Origin of the sequence: Streptomyces vinaceus (genome assembly GCF_008704935.1) — a bacterium.
Lineage (GTDB): Bacteria > Actinomycetota > Actinomycetes > Streptomycetales > Streptomycetaceae > Streptomyces > Streptomyces vinaceus.
On the sequence record NZ_CP023692.1, the window covers coordinates 5,669,198 to 5,688,270 of the forward strand.

Annotated in this window: 21 protein-coding genes; 14 read left to right on the plus strand and 7 right to left on the minus strand. The window is 71.3% G+C overall.

Annotation, left to right across the window (positions count from 1 at the left end; genetic code table 11):
- Positions 1–9 precede the first annotated feature (9 nt).
- From CP980_RS25575 to CP980_RS25585, 3 genes are read left to right on the plus strand one after another with little or no spacing between them, the layout of a single operon-like run.
- Positions 10–990 (plus strand): sterol desaturase family protein, encoded by a 981-nt coding sequence (locus CP980_RS25575; RefSeq protein WP_150529169.1) that lies wholly within the window; start codon positions 10–12, stop codon positions 988–990.
- Positions 987–1,688, plus strand: coding sequence for a lysoplasmalogenase (locus tag CP980_RS25580; RefSeq protein WP_132760554.1), 702 nt, complete (start codon positions 987–989; stop codon positions 1,686–1,688). Before CP980_RS25575 ends, CP980_RS25580 begins: the two co-directional genes overlap by 4 nt.
- Positions 1,689–1,716: 28 nt before the next feature.
- The gene (locus CP980_RS25585; protein ID WP_132760553.1) at positions 1,717–2,760 is read left to right on the plus strand and encodes a zinc-dependent alcohol dehydrogenase family protein; all 1,044 of its coding nucleotides are present in this window, start codon (positions 1,717–1,719) and stop codon (positions 2,758–2,760) included.
- Positions 2,761–2,836: 76 nt separating this feature from the next.
- On the opposite strand, the gene CP980_RS25590 is transcribed toward CP980_RS25585, so the two are convergent.
- Positions 2,837–4,378, minus strand: coding sequence for a S8 family peptidase (locus CP980_RS25590; RefSeq protein ID WP_132760552.1), 1,542 nt, complete (start codon positions 4,376–4,378; stop codon positions 2,837–2,839).
- A 274-nt stretch (positions 4,379–4,652) separates the two neighbouring features.
- Between CP980_RS25590 and CP980_RS25595 the strand changes: the two genes are divergently transcribed.
- The 3 genes from CP980_RS25595 (at position 4,653) to moaA (ending at position 7,839) form a co-directional block, all read left to right on the plus strand.
- Positions 4,653–5,018 carry a DUF485 domain-containing protein gene (locus tag CP980_RS25595; protein ID WP_099893501.1) on the plus strand — a complete coding sequence of 122 codons (366 nt, stop codon included), beginning with the start codon at positions 4,653–4,655 and terminating at the stop codon, positions 5,016–5,018.
- Positions 5,015–6,655: a solute symporter family protein gene (locus tag CP980_RS25600; protein ID WP_150529170.1), complete on the plus strand. Its 1,641-nt coding sequence runs from the start codon at positions 5,015–5,017 to the stop codon at positions 6,653–6,655. The genes CP980_RS25595 and CP980_RS25600 overlap by 4 nt, the downstream gene beginning before the upstream one ends.
- A 194-nt stretch (positions 6,656–6,849) precedes the next feature.
- Positions 6,850–7,839: a GTP 3',8-cyclase MoaA gene (gene moaA / locus CP980_RS25605; protein WP_229907334.1), complete on the plus strand. Its 990-nt coding sequence runs from the start codon at positions 6,850–6,852 to the stop codon at positions 7,837–7,839.
- A gap of 58 nt (positions 7,840–7,897) precedes the next feature.
- On the opposite strand, the gene CP980_RS25610 is transcribed toward moaA, so the two are convergent.
- Positions 7,898–8,170 carry a hypothetical protein gene (locus CP980_RS25610; RefSeq protein WP_132760549.1) on the minus strand — a complete coding sequence of 91 codons (273 nt, stop codon included), beginning with the start codon at positions 8,168–8,170 and terminating at the stop codon, positions 7,898–7,900.
- Positions 8,171–8,316: 146 nt separating this feature from the next.
- A complete protein-coding gene (locus CP980_RS25615) occupies positions 8,317–8,649 on the minus strand; it encodes a DUF3099 domain-containing protein (protein ID WP_123515122.1) in 333 nt (110 codons plus the stop codon).
- Between the two features lie 179 nt (positions 8,650–8,828).
- Between CP980_RS25615 and CP980_RS25620 the strand changes: the two genes are divergently transcribed.
- Positions 8,829–9,107, plus strand: a complete 279-nt coding sequence (locus tag CP980_RS25620; RefSeq protein WP_099893506.1) for a GlsB/YeaQ/YmgE family stress response membrane protein — start codon at positions 8,829–8,831, stop codon at positions 9,105–9,107.
- Between the two features lie 81 nt (positions 9,108–9,188).
- Here the strand turns inward: CP980_RS25620 and tyrS are convergent, their stop codons facing one another.
- The 3 genes from tyrS to CP980_RS25635 all read right to left on the minus strand — a co-directional run bounded on the left by tyrS (position 9,189) and on the right by CP980_RS25635 (position 13,513).
- A complete protein-coding gene (tyrS, locus tag CP980_RS25625) occupies positions 9,189–10,454 on the minus strand; it encodes a tyrosine--tRNA ligase (RefSeq protein WP_099893507.1) in 1,266 nt (421 codons plus the stop codon).
- Between the two features lie 58 nt (positions 10,455–10,512).
- Complete coding sequence (locus tag CP980_RS25630; RefSeq protein ID WP_132760548.1) at positions 10,513–11,901, minus strand: metallopeptidase TldD-related protein; 1,389 nt, start codon at positions 11,899–11,901, stop codon at positions 10,513–10,515.
- Between the two features lie 88 nt (positions 11,902–11,989).
- A complete protein-coding gene (locus CP980_RS25635; protein WP_132760547.1) occupies positions 11,990–13,513 on the minus strand; it encodes a TldD/PmbA family protein in 1,524 nt (507 codons plus the stop codon).
- Positions 13,514–13,698: 185 nt separating this feature from the next.
- On the opposite strand from CP980_RS25635, the gene fabG reads away from it, so the two are divergent.
- From fabG to CP980_RS25650, 3 genes are all read left to right on the plus strand, one after another.
- Positions 13,699–14,418: a 3-oxoacyl-[acyl-carrier-protein] reductase gene (gene fabG, locus CP980_RS25640; RefSeq protein WP_048476758.1), complete on the plus strand. Its 720-nt coding sequence runs from the start codon at positions 13,699–13,701 to the stop codon at positions 14,416–14,418.
- A 5-nt stretch (positions 14,419–14,423) separates the two neighbouring features.
- Complete coding sequence (fabI, locus tag CP980_RS25645) at positions 14,424–15,194, plus strand: enoyl-ACP reductase FabI (RefSeq protein WP_054221794.1); 771 nt, start codon at positions 14,424–14,426, stop codon at positions 15,192–15,194.
- A 214-nt stretch (positions 15,195–15,408) separates the two neighbouring features.
- Positions 15,409–15,849: a hypothetical protein gene (locus tag CP980_RS25650; RefSeq protein ID WP_229907332.1), complete on the plus strand. Its 441-nt coding sequence runs from the start codon at positions 15,409–15,411 to the stop codon at positions 15,847–15,849.
- A 30-nt stretch (positions 15,850–15,879) separates the two neighbouring features.
- Here CP980_RS25650 and CP980_RS25655 read toward each other — a convergent pair whose 3' ends face one another.
- A complete protein-coding gene (locus CP980_RS25655) occupies positions 15,880–16,551 on the minus strand; it encodes a FadR/GntR family transcriptional regulator (protein ID WP_132760731.1) in 672 nt (223 codons plus the stop codon).
- A 60-nt stretch (positions 16,552–16,611) separates the two neighbouring features.
- On the opposite strand from CP980_RS25655, the gene CP980_RS25660 reads away from it, so the two are divergent.
- The 4 genes from CP980_RS25660 to CP980_RS25670 all read left to right on the plus strand — a co-directional run bounded on the left by CP980_RS25660 (position 16,612) and on the right by CP980_RS25670 (position 19,036).
- Positions 16,612–17,937, plus strand: a complete 1,326-nt coding sequence (locus tag CP980_RS25660) for a CynX/NimT family MFS transporter (RefSeq protein WP_150529171.1) — start codon at positions 16,612–16,614, stop codon at positions 17,935–17,937.
- A 5-nt stretch (positions 17,938–17,942) separates the two neighbouring features.
- Positions 17,943–18,062, plus strand: coding sequence for an SGM_5486 family transporter-associated protein (locus tag CP980_RS36410; RefSeq protein WP_099893511.1), 120 nt, complete (start codon positions 17,943–17,945; stop codon positions 18,060–18,062).
- Between the two features lie 148 nt (positions 18,063–18,210).
- Entirely contained in the window at positions 18,211–18,411 is a 201-nt protein-coding gene (locus CP980_RS25665) for a hypothetical protein (protein WP_123515127.1), read from the plus strand.
- 103 nt (positions 18,412–18,514) lie between these two features.
- Positions 18,515–19,036, plus strand: a complete 522-nt coding sequence (locus CP980_RS25670; RefSeq protein ID WP_150529172.1) for a SixA phosphatase family protein — start codon at positions 18,515–18,517, stop codon at positions 19,034–19,036.
- Positions 19,037–19,073: the final 37 nt, after the last annotated feature.

The window sequence follows — 19,073 nt, forward strand, 5'->3', positions numbered from 1 at the left end:
GGTGCGGGCATGCCGAACCTGCCCGATGTCGTGCTGTGGTCCATACCTGCCTTCGTACTGCTCACCGTCATCGAGGTGGTGAGCTACCGCCTCCATCCCGACGAGGACGCCGCCGGGTACGACACCAAGGACGCCGCGACCAGCGTCGCCATGGGGATCGGCAGCATCGGCTTCGACCTGCTGTGGAAGATCCCGGTCGTCGCCGTGTTCACCGCGGTCTACGAACTGACCCCGCTGCGCGTGCCGTTCCTGTGGTGGACCGTCCTGCTGATGCTGCTGGTGCAGGACTTCCTCTACTACTGGCAGCACCGGCTCCACCACGTCATCCGCATCCTGTGGGCCTGCCACGTCGTCCACCACAGCAGCCGGAACTTCAACCTCACCACCGCCCTGCGCCAGCCCTGGACCAGCGCCACCACCTGGTGGTTCTACCTGCCCATGGTCGCCGTCGGCGTGCACCCGGCCGCGATCCCGTTCTGCTACGGCATCAACCTCCTCTACCAGTTCTGGGTCCACACCGAGCGCATCGGGAAGCTCCCGCGGCCCTACGAGTACGTCTTCAACACCCCCTCCCACCACCGCGTCCACCACGCCTCACAGGGCGGCTACCTGGACCGCAACTTCGGCGGGATCCTGATCGTCTGGGACCGGATGTTCGGCTCCTGGGTGGGGGAGACCGACAAGCCGGTCTACGGGCTCACCAAGAACATCGGCACCTACAACCCGCTGCGCGTCGCCACCCACGAGTACGCGGCCATCGCGCGTGACATCCGCGCCGCCCGCAGCTGGCGTGAGCGCGCCGGGCGCGTCTTCCGCGGGCCCGGCTGGCAGCCGGCCGCCCCGGCCGCCCCGGCCGCCCCCGCCGGGAGCGCCGCCCCGGCCGCTCCCGCCGAGCCCGCCGCTCCCGCCGAGCCCGCCGCCCCCGCCGGGAGCGCCGCTCCGGCCGCTCCCGCCGAGCCCGCCGGCAAGACCTCGGAGCGCGCCGCGTGAGCGACACCGAGTCCCGGGCCCTTCGTACGCCCTCCTGGGCGCGGGCCGTACCGGAAGGGGACGGGGCCGCCGGGCGCGCCCTGCTCGCGGCCTTCGCCCTCGCCACCGCCCTCGACCTCGGCTCGCTGCTGGCCGGCTGGCACCTCGGGCACGTCCTCGCGAAGCCGCTGCTGATGCCGCTGCTCGTCGCGTACGTGATCACCCGGAAGGCGCCCCGCCTGCTGGTCGCCGCCCTGCTCTTCGGGTGGGGCGGGGACCTCGCCCTGCTCTTCGACGCCGACCCCGCCTTCCTGATCGGCATGGGCTCGTTCGCCGCGGGGCACGTCTGCTACCTCGTGCTCTTCGGCCGGGGCAGGACGCACCCCGCGCTCGGGGCCGCGTACGCCCTCGCCCTCACCGGCACCGTCGCGCTGCTCTGGGCGGACCTGCCGGCAGACCTGCGCATCCCGGTCGCCGGGTACAGCCTGCTGCTCACCGCCATGGCCTACCGCTCCAGTGCGCTCGGCCTGCGGGCCGGCCTCGGCGGAGCGCTGTTCCTGCTCTCCGACACCCTGATCGCCACCGGGGTCGCGGACTGGCCCCAGCTGCCCCGCCCCGATTTCTGGATCATGGCCACCTACGCCGCCGCGCAGTACCTGCTGGCCACCGGGACACTCACTCCGACGCAGGCGTACGGTAGGAACGTCATACAAGACTGAACCATCTGATCCGGAGGGCTGCACACCCATGCGCGCCACCGTCATCCACGCCCCGCACGACATCCGCGTGGAGGAGGTGCCCGACGCTGCGATCCAGCGCCCCGAGGACGCCGTCGTCCGCGTCCTGCGTGCCTGCATCTGCGGCAGCGACCTGTGGGCCTACCGCGGCGAGGCCGCGCGCCAGCCCGGCCAGCGCATCGGCCACGAGTTCCTCGGCGTCGTCGAGGAGACCGGCCCGGCCGTGTCCGGCCTGAAGGCCGGCGACCTCGTCGTCGCCCCCTTCATGTGGTCCGACGGCACCTGCGACTACTGCTCCGAGGGCCTGTACACCTCCTGCGTGCACGGCGGTTTCTGGGGCTCGGTCGGCTTCGACGGCGGCCAGGGCGAGGCCGTCCGGGTCCCGCACGCCGACGGCACCCTCGTGAAGCTGCCCGCCGAGGCCGTCTCCGACGACCACCTGCTGACCGGCCTGCTCGCCCTCTCCGACGTCATGGGCACCGGCCACCACGCCGCCCTGGGCGCCGGCGTCCGCAAGGGTTCCACCGTGGCCGTCGTCGGCGACGGTGCGGTGGGCCTGTGCGGTGTCCTCGCCGCCAAGCGCCTGGGCGCCGAACGGATCATCGCCCTGGGCCGCCACACCGCCCGTACGGACATCGCCAAGCTCTTCGGGGCCACCGACGTCGTCGCCGAGCGCGGGGAGGCCGCGGAGGCCGCGGTCCGCGAGCTCACCGGAGGCCAGGGCGCCCACGCGGTCATCGAGGCCGTCGGCACCGAGCAGTCCATGCGCACCGCCGTGAACATCACCCGTGACGGCGGGGCCGTCGGCTACGTCGGCGTCCCGCACGGCAGCGGCACCGGCCTGGACCTCGGCGTGATGTTCGACCGCAACATCGCCCTGCGCGGCGGCGTCGCGCCGGTGCGCGCGTACATCCCGGAGCTGCTGGAGGACGTGCTCAGCGGGGCGATCGACCCGGCGCCCGTCTTCGACCGCGCCGTGTCCCTGGACGAGGTCCCGGACGGCTACCGCGCCATGGACGACCGCAGCGCGCTGAAGGTGCTCATCAAGCCCTGAAGGTCCTGAACGGCGGGAGGGGCCGGACCGGGGACATCCCCGGTCCGGCCCCTCCCGTTTCAGGCGTTCGCCCCGCTCACTTCACGGCCTTCAGCGCGTCCACCACGCCGTAGCCGTAGTACCCGGTCTGGCCCCACTTGCTCTGGCAGGTGGCGGCGTCGACCAGCGCGCCGGCGGCGTCGTAGATCTTCTCCGGGCAGGCCACCTTCGTGGCCTGGGCCTTCAGCATGGCCTGGAGCTGCGAGGGCGTGGCCTTCGGGTGCGCGCTCTTGAGCAGCGCCGCCACGCCCGCCACGTGCGGTCCGGCCATCGAGGTGCCCTGCTTGTAGCCGTAGCCGCCGCCCGGCAGCGTCGACAGCACGCGGCCGTTGGCGTCCGGGGTGGCCGGGACCTGCCACTTGTCGCCGCCCGGGGCGGCGACGTCGACCACGCCCAGACCGAAGCTGGAGTAGTACGACCGCAGGCCTTGGTCGCCGGTCGCGCTCACCGTCACCACACCCGGGAGCTGGGTGGGGATGTCCAGGCAGACGTGCGGGTCGATGGTGCGCGGGACCGGGGTGGCGTCGTCCGGGCTCGTGTCGTCGACGATGGCGTTCGACGCCAGGTCGTGGTTGGAGTTGCCCGCCGAGGCCACGCTGAGCACGCCCTTGCGCTCGGCGTACTTGGTCGCCCGGCCGAGGGCCTCCACCAGCGCCTTCTGATCGTCGTCCGCCTTGCAGTTGTAGAGCCAGGGGTCGACGTAGTAGCTGTTGTTGGTCACCTCGATCCCCTTCTCGGCGGCGAACATGAAGCCGCAGACGACCGCCTCGGTGAAGAACAGGCTGGTGCCCGGCTCGCTCACCTTGATCGCCGCGACCTGCACGCCCGGCGCGACACCCGCGACGCCGATGCCGTTGCGCGCGGCCGCTATGGTCCCGGCCACGTGCGTGCCGTGGTCGCTGCCGTCGGGGTACGGGCGCCAGGCGCCGTCCGTGGTGTCCGCGACGCCGCCGACACAGTTGGCCGACTGGCCCTTGGAGAAGTTCGGGGCGAGGTCCGGGTGGGTGTCGTCGACACCCGTGTCGATGACACCCACGGTGACGTTCCGGCTGCCATCGTTGATCTTGTGCGCCTGATCGGCCTTGATCGCCCGCAGGTCCCACTGGTTGGGCTCCAGCGGCTCCTGACCGTCCGTGGCCTTCGCCGCGGCCTTGGCGGCGTCCGCGGCGCTGAGCTTCTGCGTCGTGCCCTCCTCGGTGGTCGCGACCGTCTGGAGGGGGGCCGTCCGGGTGGCGCCGACCGACACGAACAGGCTGCGCTGCGCGCGCAGCTGCTTGGCGAAGTCCGGGTTCTGGGAGTGTGCGACGACGACCCCGATCTGCTCATAGGACGTCACCACCGTTCCGCCGGCCCGCTCGACGGCCTTCTTCGCGGCCTTCACCGAGGCGTACGTGGTCAGGTTCGCGACGTACGAGAGCTTGGGGCCGGTGGTGTCGGGCTTCGCCGCGACCGCCGTGTCCGCCGTGTTGCCCAGCGGAGCGGCGGACGCCGCGACCGAGGGCAGGAAGGCGAGCGAGGCGGTGAGCGCCAGGCCGACCGGAACGGCGATACGCCGGCGGCCGGGTCCCAGATGAGCCATGGGTTCTCCACATCATCCGTGAAAGAGCCGTCCGCGCGGGGTCGCGTCGGACGGCGGGTCCATGACAACCGAACCTAGTGCCGGCGATCTACTTTCCGCCATCAGTTCGACGAAATCGGATTCCGAAGAATCATCCGAAGAATCAACGGGTGTTGAACCGTCCCGACGCGCCGTACGTGCCGTTGACAAGGGGGGATCAGCGCCACCGTCCCCCCACACGGAGGTTGTTTTGTCCGTCGTCCCCACCGCACCCGCGTCACAAGGAGAGCCCCCCGTGACCACCGAAGCAGCGCCGCCGCACGGCAGTGCGGGAACGCCCACGGCGAGCCCCACGGCAGAACAGTTCGCAGCCGTCCAGCAGAGCGCCGAGTTCGCCGAACTGCGCAGCTCCTACCGCTCCTTCGCCTTCCCGCTCACCGTGGCCTTCATCGCCTGGTACCTGCTCTACGTCCTCCTGTCCAACTACGCCGGCGGCTTCATGGGGACCAAGCTCTTCGGCAACATCAACGTCGCCCTCGTGTTCGGCCTCGCCCAGTTCGCGACGACGTTCCTCATCGCCTGGCTGTACTCCCGGCACGCCGCCTCGAAGCTGGACCCGAAGGCCGCGGCGATCAAGGCGCGGATGGAGGCCGGCGAATGAGCGGCACCCTCCCCGCCCACCTCGCGGCGAACGTGGCCGCGGGCGCCACCGAGCACCGGCCGCTGATCATCACCCTGTTCGGTCTCTTCGTCGTCGCCACCCTCGTCATCACGATCTGGGCCGGCCGCCAGACCAAGGACGCCGCCGACTTCTACGCGGGCGGCCGCCAGTTCACCGGCTTCCAGAACGGCCTGGCCATCTCCGGCGACTACATGTCCGCCGCGTCCTTCCTCGGCATCGCCGGCGTCATCGCCCTCAAGGGCTACGACGGCTTCCTGTACTCCATCGGCTTCCTGGTCGCCTGGCTGGTGGCCCTGCTGCTGGTCGCCGAACCGCTGCGCAATTCGGGCCGCTACACGATGGGCGACGTCCTCGCCTACCGGATGCGCCAGCGCCCCGTACGCACCGCCGCGGGCACCTCCACCATCGTGGTCTCGATCTTCTACCTGCTGGCCCAGATGGCCGGCGCCGGCGTACTGGTCTCCCTGCTCCTCGGGATCACCAGTGACGGCGGCCAGATCGCCATCGTCGCGCTGGTCGGCGTGCTGATGATCCTCTACGTCACCATCGGCGGCATGAAGGGCACCACCTGGGTCCAGATGGTCAAGGCCGTCCTCCTCATCGCGGGCGCCCTGCTGATCACCTTCCTGGTGATGTGGAAGTTCAACTTCAACGTCTCCGACCTGCTCGGCAAAGCGGCCGAGAACAGCGGCAAGGGCTCGTCCTTCCTGGAACCCGGACTCAAGTACGGCATCACCGGGACCTCGAAGCTGGACTTCATCTCCCTGGGCCTCGCGCTGGTCCTCGGCACGGCCGGCCTGCCGCACATCCTGATCCGCTTCTACACGGTGCCCACCGCGAAGGCCGCCCGCAAGTCCGTGAACTGGGCCATCGGCATCATCGGCGTCTTCTACCTGATGACGATCGCCCTCGGCTTCGGCGCCGCCGCCCTGCTCAGCCCCAAGGAGATCACCGACTCCAACCCGTCCGGCAACACCGCCGCCCCGCTCCTGGCCCAGGCCGTCGGCGGCGGTGCCGACTCCACCGGCGGCGCGATCCTGCTCGCCGTGATCTCCGCGGTCGCCTTCGCCACGATCCTCGCCGTGGTCGCCGGCCTGACCCTCGCCTCCTCCTCTTCCTTCGCGCACGACATCTACGTCAACGTGATCCGCAAGGGCGAGGCCACCGAGAAGGAGGAGGTACGGGCGGCCCGCTGGTCCACCGTCGTCATCGGCGCCGTCGCCATCGTCCTCGGCGCGCTCGCCCGGGACATCAACATCGCGGGCCTGGTCGCCCTCGCCTTCGCCGTCGCGGCCTCGGCGAACCTCCCGACGATCCTCTACAGCCTCTTCTGGAAGCGGTTCACCACCCGGGGCGCCCTCTGGTCGATCTACGGCGGCCTGATCTCGTCCGTGGTCCTGGTGCTCTTCTCACCCGTCGTGTCCGGCAACGACAAGACCTCGATGTTCAAGGGGGTCGACTTCCACTGGTTCCCCCTGGAGAACCCCGGGATCGTCTCCATCCCGCTCGGGTTCCTGCTGGGCTGGCTCGGCACCGTCCTGTCCAAGGAGCAGGCCGACCCCCAGAAGTTCGCGGAGCTTGAGGTCCGCTCCCTTACGGGAACGGGCGCGCACTGACACCGTGCTCATGTGACATGAGCCGAGCACCCAACGTGGCCGCGTCGTACTTCTCTACGACGCGGCCACGCCGCGTCTCGTTCATTTGGGCATCCCTACGCGTCACACCCGTCGCGTAGGCTCGAATACAGCGCCGGGCGTTTACCCGAAGTGGCGCGAACGTCTCTATGGACCGGACAGGGAGGGGGCCCGAAATGCTTCTGGACACCTACGGCCGCGTGGCCACTGACCTGCGCGTCTCGCTCACCGACCGGTGCAATCTGCGCTGCACGTACTGCATGCCCGAAGAAGGCCTGCAGTGGCTCGGCAAGTCCGATCTGCTCACCGACGAGGAGATCGTCCGGCTGATCCGGATCGCCGTCACACAGCTCGGGATCACCGAGGTCCGCTTCACCGGCGGAGAACCGCTGCTGCGCCCCGGCCTGGTCGGGATCGTCGAGCAGTGCGCGGCCCTGGAGCCGCGCCCCCAGATGTCCCTGACCACCAACGGCATCGGCCTCAAGCGCACCGCGCAGGCGCTCAAGGCCGCCGGGCTGGACCGGGTAAACGTTTCGCTGGACACGCTCCGGCCCGAGGTCTTCAAGACCCTCACCCGGCGTGACCGCCACCGCGACGTCATCGACGGCATGGCCGCGGCCCGCGAGGCCGGCCTGACCCCCGTCAAGGTCAACGCCGTCCTGATGCCGGGCCTCAACGAGGACGAGGCCCCCGACCTGCTCGCCTGGGCCGTGGAGAACGAGTACGAGCTCCGCTTCATCGAGCAGATGCCGCTCGACGCCCAGCACGGCTGGAAGCGCGAGGGCATGATCACCGCCGGTGACATCCTGGCCTCGCTGCGCACCCGCTTCACCCTCACCGAGGAAGGCGCCGAGGAGCGCGGCTCCGCCCCCGCCGAGCGCTGGGTGGTCGACGGCGGACCCGCCACCGTCGGCGTCATCGCCTCGGTCACCCGCCCCTTCTGCGGCGCCTGCGACCGTACGAGGCTCACGGCCGACGGCCAGGTCCGTACGTGCCTGTTCGCCACCGAGGAGTCGGACCTGCGCGCCGCGCTGCGCTCCGGGGCCCCGGACGAGGAGATCGCCCGCCTGTGGAAGGTGGCGATGTGGGGCAAGAAGGCCGGGTCCGGACTCGACGACCCGTCCTTCCTCCAGCCCGACCGCCCGATGTCCGCGATCGGCGGCTGACGGCCGACGACCGGCAGCCGTCGTCGGGCGCCCGACGACGGGCGGCCGACGCCGGCCGCTACGGGCGCTCCGAGCCCTCCGGCTGGACCCACTCGTCGAGCTTCACGACGTCCTTGAGGAACCCGCGCACTCCCAGGAACTGGGAGAGGTGCTCCCGGTGCTCCTCGCACGCCAGCCAGGTCTTGCGGCGCTCCGGCGTGTGCAGCTTCGGGTTGTTCCACGCCAGGACCCAGACGGCCGCCTCGCGGCAGCCCTTGGCGGAGCAGGAGGGCGCGGGCGTCGCGGCGTCGGAGGGGGGCGGGGTGGAGCCGGGGGAGTCAGGGGAGTTCACGCCTCAACCCTACAAACCCCTGCCACGGAAAGGCGACGCCGAGCAGCCACGGGGGGAGCTGCCCGGCGTCGGTCCGTCGCTCCGACGGGGGATGCGGAGCGCGTAGGCAGTATGTCACGCAGGACCCGGTGCGGTGCACCGGAACTTCATGATTGATCTGAGCTTTTCTTGAGGTTTCCCGCGTCCAGTGCCGGACGCACAGGTGACGGGATGAAGTGCGAGGGCAGCGAGGGGGTCGATTCGCGCCCCGCGTTGGCGATGACCACCGCCACGTACGGCAGCAGCCCGCCGGCGATGAGCGTCACGATCGCCACGTGACGTTCCACGTTCCACAGGATCACCGTGGCGAGCACCGAGAGCGTCCTGATCGCCATCGAGATGACGTACCGGCGCTGCCGTCCCCGCACGTCCTCGTCGAGGCTCATCCGGGCTCCGGTGATCCGGAAGACCTGGGCCCCGTTCCGCTTCTTCCGCTCCACGCTCCACCGCCCGATTCACCCGCCGGACACACCCCGGTCCGGACCCTCCCACCGTACGCCGCCCGCTCCGCGGGGAGGAGAGGGGGTGTCCCCCGAATGGGGCCGTCCGAAATGCGCAGTACGCCGTACGGGTCGAGACTGGGCCCACATGCGCACAACGCGCCACGAGGAGGCTCGACATGTCATGGTTGTGGGCGATCATCGTCGGTTTCGTGCTCGGCCTCATTGCCCGGGCCATCCTGCCGGGCAAGCAGCACCAGCCCCTCTGGCTGACCACCCTGTGCGGCATCGCCGGCGGCATCCTGGGCAACGCCGTCGCGGTGTGGATCGGCGTCGGGGAGACCAAGGGCATCGACTGGACCCGGCACCTGCTGCAACTCGCCGGAGCGGTGCTGATCGTGGCTCTCGGTGAGATGGTCTACAAGTCGCTCAAGGGCGGCAGCAAGCAGATGACCTGAGGGGCGGCACGACGGAGGGGCCGGCCGGACGTCCCGTCCGTACCGGCCCCTCCGCCGCGCTCGATCGTCAGGCCCTAGGCGTCAGCCCGTGACCTCGACCGCCGCCAGGTTCTTCTTGCCGCGGCGCAGCACCAGCCAGCGCCCGTGCAGCAGCTCCTCCTTGGCGGGGACCGCGTCCTCGGCGGTGACCTTCGCGTTGTTCACGTAGGCGCCACCCTCCTTCACGGTCCGCCGGCCCGCCGACTTGCTCGCCACCAGCCCGGTCTCGGCGAGCAGGTCCACCACCAGGCCGGGCTCGGCCACCCGTACGTGCGGCAGCTCGGACAGGGCCGCGGCCAGCGTGGCCTCGTCCAGGTCCGCCAGCTCGCCCTGGCCGAACAGCGCCTTCGACGCGGCGATCACGGCCGCGCACTGGCCGGCGCCGTGCACCAGGGTGGTCAGCTCCTCCGCCAGCGCCCGCTGGGCGGCGCGCGCCTGCGGCCGCTCGGCGGTCTGCGCCTCCAGCTCCTCCAGCTCCTCGCGGGACTTGAAGGACAGGATCCGCATGTAGGTGGAGATGTCCCGGTCGTCCACGTTCAGCCAGAACTGGTAGAAGGCGTACGGGGTGGTCATCTCCGGGTCGAGCCAGACGGCCCCGCCCTCGGTCTTGCCGAACTTGGTGCCGTCCGCCTTGACCATCAGCGGGGTCGCCAGCGCGTGCACCTCGGCGTGCGGCTCCAGGCGGTGGATCAGGTCGAGACCGGCGGTCAGGTTGCCCCACTGGTCGGACCCGCCCTGCTGGAGGGTGCAGCCGTAGCGCCGGTACAGCTCCAGGAAGTCCATGCCCTGGAGCAACTGGTAGCTGAACTCGGTGTAGCTGATGCCCTGGTCGGACTCCAGCCGCTTGGCGACCGAGTCCTTCGTCAGCATCTTGTTGACGCGGAAGTGCTTGCCGATGTCCCGCAGGAACTCGATGGCGGACATGCCCGCCGTCCAGTCCAGGTTGTTCACCATGACCGCGGCGTTCTCGCCCTCGAAGGACAGGTACGGCTCGATCTGGCCGCGCAGCCGGTTCACCCAGTTCGCGATCGTCTCCGGGTCGTTCAGCGTCCGCTCCGCGGTGGGCCGCGGGTCGCCGATCTGGCCGGTCGCCCCCCCGACCAGCGCCAGCGGCCGGTGCCCGGCCTGCTGGAGCCGGCGTACGGTCAGCACCTGCACGAGGTGTCCCACGTGCAGGGAGGCCGCCGTCGGGTCGAAGCCGCAATAGAAGGTGACCGGACCGTCCGCGAACGCCTTGCGCAGCGCTTCTTCGTCGGTGGACTGGGCGAAGAGCCCACGCCACTTCAGTTCGTCGACGATGTCCGTCACGGTCTCTCGACTCCTTCACATGGGGAAATGCGTCACGCCAAAGGCTCAGTCTAGGTGGTCAGACGCCCTTGCTGACCGAGCTCATGTTGAAATCGGGGATCCTCAGCGCGGGCATCGCGGCCCGTGTGAACCAGTCGCTCCACTCGCGCGGCAGGGTCTGCTCGGTCCGGCCCGCCTCCGAGGCCCGCGACAGCAGGTCCACCGGCGACTCGTTGAAGCGGAAGTTGTTCACCTCGCCGACGACCTGCCCGTTCTCCACCAGGTAGACCCCGTCCCGGGTCAGGCCCGTGAGCAGCAGCGTCGCCGGGTCCACCTCGCGGATGTACCAGAGGCAGGTCAGCAGCAGACCCCGCTCGGTGGAGGCCACCATCTCCTCCAGCGAGCGGTCGCCGCCGCCGTCCAGGATCAGGTTCCCGAAGCCCGGCGCGACCGGCATCCCGGTCATGGCGGCGCTGTGCCGGGTCGTGGTCAGCCGGGCCAGCTCGCCCTCGCGGATCCACTCGGTGGCCGGGACCGGCAGCCCGTTGTCGAAGACCGAGGCGTCGTCGCCCGAGCTGTGCGCGATCACGAACGGCGCGGACTCCAGGCCCGGCGCCGCCGGGTCGCTGCGCAGGGTCAGCGGCAGCCGGGAGAGCTTCTCGCCGAGCCGGGTGCCGCCGCCGGGCTTGGAGAAGACCGTCCGGCCCTCGACCGCGTCCCGGGCCGCCGCGGACCACATCTGGTAGATCAGCAGATCGGCCACGGCCGTGGGCGGCAGCAGGGTCTCGTACCGGCCGGCGGGCAGGTCGATCTTCCGCTCGGCCCAGCCCAGCCGTACGGCCAGCTCGGCGTCCAGCACGGTCGGGTCCACGTCCTTGAAGTCCCGGGTGGAGCGGCCGGCCCAGGCCGAGCGCTGCCGGTCGGGGGACTTGGCGTTGAGCTCCAGGGTGCCGTTCGGCTGGTCGTGGCGCAGCCGCAGGCCCGTCGAGGTGCCGACGTACGTGGAGACCAGCTCGTGGTTGGCGAAGCCGTACAGCTCCCGGCCGCCGGCGCGGGCCCGGGCGAAGGCCTCGCCGAGGGCCGGGGCGAAGTCCGCGAACACCGCCGAGGAGGTTTCCGCCGGGGCCTCGGTGAAGTCCGGCGAGGCCGGGGTCCCGGTGACCAGCGGGCGGGCGTCCTCCGCGGGGCCGGCGCCGCGGGCGGCCGCCTCGGCGGCGCGGACCAGCGGCTCCAGGTCCTCGGCGGTCACGGCGGAGCGCGACACGACCCCCGAGGCCGTGCCGTCCTTGCCGTCGACCGTGGCGATGACCGTGAGGGTCCGGCCGCGGGTGACGCCGTTGGTGGTGAGGGCGTTGCCCGCCCAGCGCAGGTTGGCGGTCGACTGCTCGTCGGCGATGACGACGCAGCCGTCGGCGGTGGACAGCTCCAGCGCGCGCTCGACGATCTCGTGGGGACTCGTACGGCTCATCGGCCGGCCTCCTGCGTGGTGTTCAGACGGTGTCGTCCCGGGGGGCAGCCCCCGGACCCCCGGCAGATCCGGTGGCGACGGTGAGCGCTCATCGGCCGGCCTCCTGCGTGGTGTTCAGGATGTTCACGTCGCGGAACAGCGCGGACGGGCAGCCGTGCGAGACGGCCGCGACCTGGCCCGGCTGGGCCTTGCCGCAGTTGAAGGCGCCGCCCAGGACGTACGTCTGCGGGCCGCCGACTTTCTCCATCGAGCCCCAGAAGTCGGTGGTCGTGGCCTGGTAGGCGACGTCGCGCAGCTGTCCGGCCAGCTTGCCGTTCTCGATCCGGAAGAACCGCTGCCCGGTGAACTGGAAGTTGTAGCGCTGCATGTCGATCGACCACGAGCGGTCGCCGACCACGTAGATCCCGCGTTCCACCCCGCCGATCAGGTCCTCGGTGGACAGTCCGCCCGGATCCGGCTGGAGCGAGACGTTCGCCATCCGCTGCACGGGCACGTGCCCGGGGGAGTCGGCGAAGGCGCACCCGTTGGAGCGGCCCAGGTCGGTGAGCTTCGCGATCCGCCGGTCCAGCTGGTAGCCGACCAGGGTGCCGTCCTTGACCAGGTCCCAGCTCTGCGCCTGGACGCCCTCGTCGTCGAAGCCGACGGTGGCGAGCCCGTGCTCGGCGGTGCGGTCACCGGTGACGTTCATGACGGGGGAGCCGTACTTGAGCTTGCCCAGCTGGTCGAAGGTGGCGAAGGAGGTCCCCGCGTACGCCGCCTCGTAGCCCAGCGCCCGGTCGAGCTCGGTGGCGTGGCCGATGGACTCGTGGATGGTGAGCCAGAGGTTGGACGGGTCGACGACCAGGTCGTAGCGGCCGGCCTCGACGCTCGGCGCCCGCATCTTCTCGGCGAGCAGCCCGGGGATCTGCTCCAGCTCGGAGTCCCAGTCCCAGCCGGTGCCCGTCAGGTACTCCCAGCCGCGGCCGGCCGGCGGGGCGATGGTGCGCATCGAGTCGAACTCGCCGGTGGTGGAGTCCACGGCGACCGCGGTGAGCTGCGGGTGGATCCGTACGCGCTGCTGCGTGGTCATCGTGCCGGCGGTGTCCGCGTAGAACTTGTTCTCGTGGACGGCGAGCAGCGAGGCGTCGACGTGCGCGACCCCGTCGGCGGCCAGCAGCCGCGAGCTCCAGTCGGCGAGCAGGGCCGCCTTCTCCGCGTCCGGCACCTCGAACGGGTTCACGTCGTACGCCGAGATCCACGTCTTGTCGGCGTGCACCGGCTCGTCGGCGAGCTCCACCCGCTCGTTCGAGCCCGCGGCCTTGATGACCTGCGCGGACAGCTTCGCCATCGCCACGGCCTGCGAGGCCACCTTGGCGGCGCCGTCCATGGTCAGGTCCACCCCGGAGGCGAACCCCCAGCTGCCGCCGTGCACGACGCGGACCGCGTACCCGAGGTCGGTGGTGTCGGAACTGCCGGAGGGCTTGGCGTCCCGGAGCCGCCAGGAGGCGCTGCGGATCCGTTCGAGCCGGAAGTCGGCATGGTCGCAGCCCAGCGCGCGGGCCCGGGCGAGCGCCGCGTCGGCGAGCGCCCGCAAGGGCAGCGCGGTGAAGGCCGCGTCGATGGAATGGGGCACGGTAGTCCTCCCGGGGTCGGGGCCGGTCGCCTCGATCATGTCGCGCTCGGGGCTCTTGTGCCTACATCTTTCTGTAGGGACTCGACAGAGCCCGTACCGAGGCCCTGTGGGAGATCGATTCTGCGTGCGGGGGGCCCGGCCTATAGGTTTCTGGTACTCAGACCGCTAGTCGAAAGGGTGATCCGTTGAGCCGCTCGGTTCTCGTCACCGGAGGAAACCGGGGCATCGGCCTCGCCATCGCCCGAGCCTTCGCGCAGGCCGGCGACAAGGTCGCGATCACGTACCGGTCGGGTGAGCCGCCGCAGGAGCTCACCGCGCTCGGCGTCCTGGCGGTCCGCTGCGACATCACCGACTCCGAGCAGGTGGAGCAGGCCTACAAGGAGATCGAGGACGCGCACGGCGCCGTCGAGGTGCTGGTGGCCAACGCCGGCATCACCAAGGACACGCTGCTCATGCGCATGTCCGAGGACGACTTCGCCTCCGTCGTCGACACCAACCTCACCGGCACCTTCCGGGTGGTCAAGCGCGCGAACCGTGGCATGCTCCGTGCCAAGAAGGGCCGCGTCGTCCTGATCTCCTCGGTCGTCGGGCTGCTCGGCTCGGCCGGCCAGGCCAACTACGCCGCCTCCAAGGCCGCGCTGGTCGGCTTCGCCCGTTCGCTCGCGCGTGAGCTCGGCTCGCGCAACATCACCTTCAACGTCGTGGCCCCCGGCTTCGTGGACACCGACATGACGAAGGTGCTCACCGACGAGCAGCGCGCGGGCATCGTGGGCCAGGTGCCCCTGGGCCGCTACGCGCAGCCCGAGGAGATCGCGGCGGCCGTGAGCTTCCTGGCGTCCGACGACGCCGCGTACATCACAGGAGCCGTCATTCCCGTTGACGGCGGATTGGGCATGGGTCACTGATCACCATGAGCGGAATTCTCGACGGCAAGCGCATCCTCATCACCGGGGTGCTGATGGAGTCGTCCATCGCCTTCCACACCGCCAAGCTGGCCCAGGAGCAGGGCGCCGAGGTCATCCTCACCGCGTTCCCGCGGCCGACGCTGACCGAGCGCATCGCCAAGAAGCTGCCGAAGCCGGTCAAGGTGATCGAGCTCGACGTCACCAACGACGAGCACCTGGCCCGCCTGGAGGGCCTCGTCCGCGACGAGCTCGGCGGCCTCGACGGAGTCGTGCACTCCATCGGCTTCGCCCCGCAGGACGCCCTCGGCGGCAACTTCCTGAACACCCCGTTCGAGTCGGTCGCGACCGCGATGCACGTCTCGGCGTTCTCGCTGAAGTCGCTGACCATGGCCTGCAAGCCGCTGTTCCCGGCGGAGGGCGCGGCCGTCGTGGGCCTCACCTTCGACGCGCAGTACGCCTGGCCGCAGTACGACTGGATGGGCCCGGCCAAGGCCGCGCTGGAGGCCACCAGCCGCTACCTCGCCCGTGACCTGGGCAAGGAGAACATCCGCTGCAACCTGGTCTCGGCCGGTCCGATCGGCTCGATGGCCGCGAAGTCCATCCCGGGCTTCTCGGAGCTGGCGGACGTGTGGAACTCCCGCTCCATGCTGGAGTGGGACATGAGCGACCCGGAGCCGGCGGGCAAGGGCGTCGTGGCCCTGCTGTCGGACTGGTTCCCGAAGACCACCGGCGAGATCGTCCACGTGGACGGCGGCCTGCACGCGATGGGTGCCTGAGCGGCACGGGTACGTCCGTACGGCGGCGGCCGCGTCTTCCTTCCGGGAGGCGCGGCCGCCGCCGTTTCCGCCGGTGGGGGGTGGGGGTTCCGGCCGGGTACTCGATCAGATTTCCGCACTCCGACCGGATCTTCCCGAGTCGAAAACCGGGACAGATGCCTGCAAACTGACCGAGCCGGGATCTTCCCGGCTCGTGCGGGGAGGAGGTACGGGAGTGCGCGCGAGGCGGAGCCGAGCGGTATCGCTGCTGGTCACCTCGGTGGTCCTGACGGGGTTCCTGATCCCGGGGGCCGACGCGCAGCAGGAGGGGGAGGAAGCACCGGCAGGGCCGGGGGCGGTGGCCGTCGCCGAGCCCGCCGCCGTGAACCTCGACGAGATCCCCGCCGAGCCACCCGTACGGCTCCGGCCGGCCGAGCCCCGGGACCTCTTCGGCGCCGACTGCGACACCGTGATCGAGGGCTCGCAGGCCACGGCCACCTGCCAGAACGGCTATCCGGAGACCGATCTCCTGCGCCTGCACGTGGAATGCGACCGCTGGTGGGACGTGGACGCGGACAGCGCCGCCGTCCCCCTCGGTCCGGCCGGCCGGACCGAGCTCACCGGCCGCTGCTGGAAGGAGGTCCGCTCCGCCTGGGTCACCCACCAGCGGCCGTGACCGGCCAGGTGGCGCGGACCTCGTACGCGGCTACTTCCCGCCGAGGCACACGTACGGGTAGCCCGCCGCCTCCGAGGCCGCGGTGGACCCGTCCCCGCGCCGGATCGCCTCGATCAGCCGGGCGTGGTCCAGGTGGGCCGCCGGATCCAGCTCCGTGCCCACGTCCGTGCGCAGCCATTCCGCGACCAGCTCGCCGAGGTCCGCGTAGAGCTCGATGAGCACCTCGTTGTGCGAGGCCGCCACCACCGCCATGTGCAGGGCGACGTCCGCCGCGATGAACCGCTCCGCGCCGCCGCTCGCCCAGGCCTCCTCGCGCCGCGCCAGCAGCGCGTCCAGCTGCCCCAGGTCCCGCTCGGTGCGCCGCTCCGCCGCCAGCCGGGCCGCGGCCGACTCCAGCGTCGAGCGGAGCTCCGCGATGTGCCGGGGGTCGGCGCCCGCGAAGCGGCGGTGCATCACCCCGGCCAGCTCGCTGGTGGCGATGACGTACGTCCCCGAGCCCTGCCGGATGTCCAGCAGCCCGTTGTGCGCCAGCGCCCGGACGGCCTCGCGGACGGTGTTGCGGGCGACGCCCAGCAGCTCCACCAGCTCCGGCTCGGTGGGGATGCGGGCCCCGACGGGCCATTCGCCGGACGTGATCTGGTTCCGGAGCTGGGCGATCACCTGATCGACCAGTGCGGAGCGCCGGGGCGAGGTCAGCGGCATGCGGACGGGTTCCTCTCCGAAAGTGGACAACCAATCATCCCATGATTCTATGATGGTGTAATGCCCGACGAAGAAATACAGACCCTGAACCGGCCCGGAGCCGCGCGCACGGTACCCGCGCAGACCCGTCCCACCGCTCCGGCGAGCGCCCGGACGCCGTCGCAGCCGAGGCCCGAGCCCGCCTGGCTCGGCCCGGTCCTCATCGTCGGCATCGTGCTGGCCGCCCTCAACCTGCGGCCCGCCATCACCAGCCTCGGCGCCCTCTTCGAGGAGGTCCGCACCGGCCTCGGCATGAGCGGCACCGTCGCCGGACTCATCACCTCCGTCCCCGCCCTCTGCTTCGCCGTCTTCGGCGTCACCGCGCCGCGGCTCTCCCGCCGCTTCGGCCCGGCCGCCGTCGTCTGCGCCGGCATGGCCGCCGTCGCCGCGGGCCTGCTGATCCGGCCCTTCACGCACAACGCCGCGGGCTTCCTCGCCGCCAGCGCCCTGTCCCTGGCCGGCATAGCCCTGACCAACGTGCTACTCCCGGTCATCGTCAAGCGCTGGTTCCCCGACCGCGTGGGCACCATGACCGGCCTGTACTCCATGGCCCTGGCGCTGGGCACCTCGCTCGCCGCCGCCGCGACCGTCCCGATGACCTCCGCCCTCGGCGGCAGCTGGCGCGCCGGCCTGCTGGTCTGGGCCGTGCTCGCGCTGGTCGCCGTACTGCCCTGGCTGCCCGTCGCGGCGGCCGCCCGGCGCGAGAAGCGGGCCGCGGCCCCCGGGAGCGCCGCGACCCTGGCGGCGGACGCGGGCCCGAAGATCGTCCGCAGCCGCACCGCCTGGGCCCTGGCCTGCTACTTCGGCCTCCAGGCCACCGGCGCGTACATCACCATGGGCTGGCTCCCGCAGATCTTCCGCGACGCCGGGGTCTCCGCCTCCACCGCCGGCGTCCTGCTCGCCGTCACCATGGTCATGGGCGTTCCGCTCGCCTTCGTCATCCCCAACCTGGCCGGCCGGATGCGCAACCAGGGCGCCATCGCCGTCACCCTCGGCCTCTTCGGCCTCGTCGGATACACGGGCCTCTACCTCGCACCCGCCGCCGGAGCCTGGGCCTGGGCCCTCCTGCTCGGCGTCTCCAACTGCGCCTTCCCCCTCGTCATCACGATGATCGGACTGCGGGCCAAGTCCCCGGCCGGCGTGGTCAAGCTGTCCGCCTTCGCACAGAGCGCCGGCTACCTCATCTCCATCCCCGGACCGCTCCTCGTCGGCGCGCTCTACCAGCACAGCGGCGGCTGGGACCTGCCCCTCACCGTCATGGCGGCCCTGCTGGTCCCGCAGATCGCGCTGGGCGTCCTGGCCGGCCGGGACCGCACGATCGAGGACGAATGCGGCATGCGAGACTGAGCGGCATGTCGCCCGTACTCGAACCGAACCCGCAGAACAGCCACAAGAAGCTCGGCCTGGTGCTGGGCGCGATGCTGGTCGTGACCGTGATCATCTCCGTCATCGCCACCGCCGTCTCCCCCTGAACGCCCCGGGGGTAGGGGTAACCCCCCAACCCTTAGGGGGCCAGGGTCAGGGTCGACTGGGGTGTGTCCCGGATGGGCGCCGCGCCTTCGAATCCATAGATTCGAAGAGAGCGAGCCAGTCCCACCCCGCGTACCCACGGAGGCGGCCATGTCGGCCCCCACACACACCCCCGGTCCCCGAGTCCACGGCGCGAGCACCCGCCTGCACTGGTGGGCGCTGGCCCTGCCGGCGCTCGCCTTCGGCTTCCTGCTGCTGCTCCTCGCCGGCTCCGGCCAGGCCCATGCCGCCACCGGCGAAGCCTCCGCGATCCTCCAGGTCACCGAGCAGATCCTGCGCGTCGTCGGCTGACCGGGCCGCGCGCCCGCGCCCCTCGATCGAGCCCCGCGCCCGAGTCCGCCGGAGCCCCCAACACCCTGCGCCCCATGGCCCGATTCATGCGAAGCTGGGAGCCATGAGCGCCGACACACCCCGCAGGATCGTCCTCCTCCGGCACGCCAAGGCAGACTGGCCCCAGGTGGCCGACCACGACCGCCCGCTGGCGGAACGGGGCCGCAAGGACGCACCGGCGGCCGGGCTGAAGCTGGCCGAGACCGGCATCGACTTCGACCTGGCCCTCTGCTCCACCGCCGCCCGCACCCGCGAGACCTGGAAGCTGGCCGTCCACGAGTTGCCGCACCGGCCGCGCACCTCCTACGAGGAACGGCTGTACGACGCCTCGCTGGGCGAGCTCATCGCCCTGCTCAACGAGACGTCCGACGAGGTGGCGAACCTCCTCGTCATCGGCCACAACCCGGGCATGCACGCCCTCGCCGACGCCCTCTCCGGGCGGGCGGAGGGCGACACCCTGACCCGGATGAGCCGCACCGGCTTCCCGGCCGCCGCCTTCGCCGTCGTCTCCTTCACCGGCTCCTGGAAGACCGTGGAGCACGGGGTGGGCACGCTGACGGACTTCTGGACGCCCGAGGACCACTGAGCGCGCGTACGCGCGGGCGTACGACGCGGTGACGAGT

What these genes read in the sequence shown, in the direction of transcription:
- CP980_RS25665 (WP_123515127.1), top strand. Translation starts at nt 18,211, where the DNA reads ATGTCGGCCCCCACACACACCCCCGGTCCCCGAGTCCACGGCGCGAGC.
- CP980_RS25600 (WP_150529170.1), top strand. Translation starts at nt 5,015, where the DNA reads ATGAGCGGCACCCTCCCCGCCCACCTCGCGGCGAACGTGGCCGCGGGC.
- CP980_RS25590 (WP_132760552.1), bottom strand. Translation starts at nt 4,378, where the DNA reads ATGGCTCATCTGGGACCCGGCCGCCGGCGTATCGCCGTTCCGGTCGGC.
- CP980_RS25630 (WP_132760548.1), bottom strand. Translation starts at nt 11,901, where the DNA reads ATGAGCCGTACGAGTCCCCACGAGATCGTCGAGCGCGCGCTGGAGCTG.
- fabI (WP_054221794.1), top strand. Translation starts at nt 14,424, where the DNA reads ATGAGCGGAATTCTCGACGGCAAGCGCATCCTCATCACCGGGGTGCTG.
- CP980_RS36410 (WP_099893511.1), top strand. Translation starts at nt 17,943, where the DNA reads ATGTCGCCCGTACTCGAACCGAACCCGCAGAACAGCCACAAGAAGCTC.
- moaA (WP_229907334.1), top strand. Translation starts at nt 6,850, where the DNA reads ATGCTTCTGGACACCTACGGCCGCGTGGCCACTGACCTGCGCGTCTCG.
- CP980_RS25655 (WP_132760731.1), bottom strand. Translation starts at nt 16,551, where the DNA reads ATGCCGCTGACCTCGCCCCGGCGCTCCGCACTGGTCGATCAGGTGATC.
- CP980_RS25660 (WP_150529171.1), top strand. Translation starts at nt 16,612, where the DNA reads ATGCCCGACGAAGAAATACAGACCCTGAACCGGCCCGGAGCCGCGCGC.
- CP980_RS25670 (WP_150529172.1), top strand. Translation starts at nt 18,515, where the DNA reads ATGAGCGCCGACACACCCCGCAGGATCGTCCTCCTCCGGCACGCCAAG.
- CP980_RS25575 (WP_150529169.1), top strand. Translation starts at nt 10, where the DNA reads ATGCCGAACCTGCCCGATGTCGTGCTGTGGTCCATACCTGCCTTCGTA.
- CP980_RS25585 (WP_132760553.1), top strand. Translation starts at nt 1,717, where the DNA reads ATGCGCGCCACCGTCATCCACGCCCCGCACGACATCCGCGTGGAGGAG.
- CP980_RS25620 (WP_099893506.1), top strand. Translation starts at nt 8,829, where the DNA reads ATGTCATGGTTGTGGGCGATCATCGTCGGTTTCGTGCTCGGCCTCATT.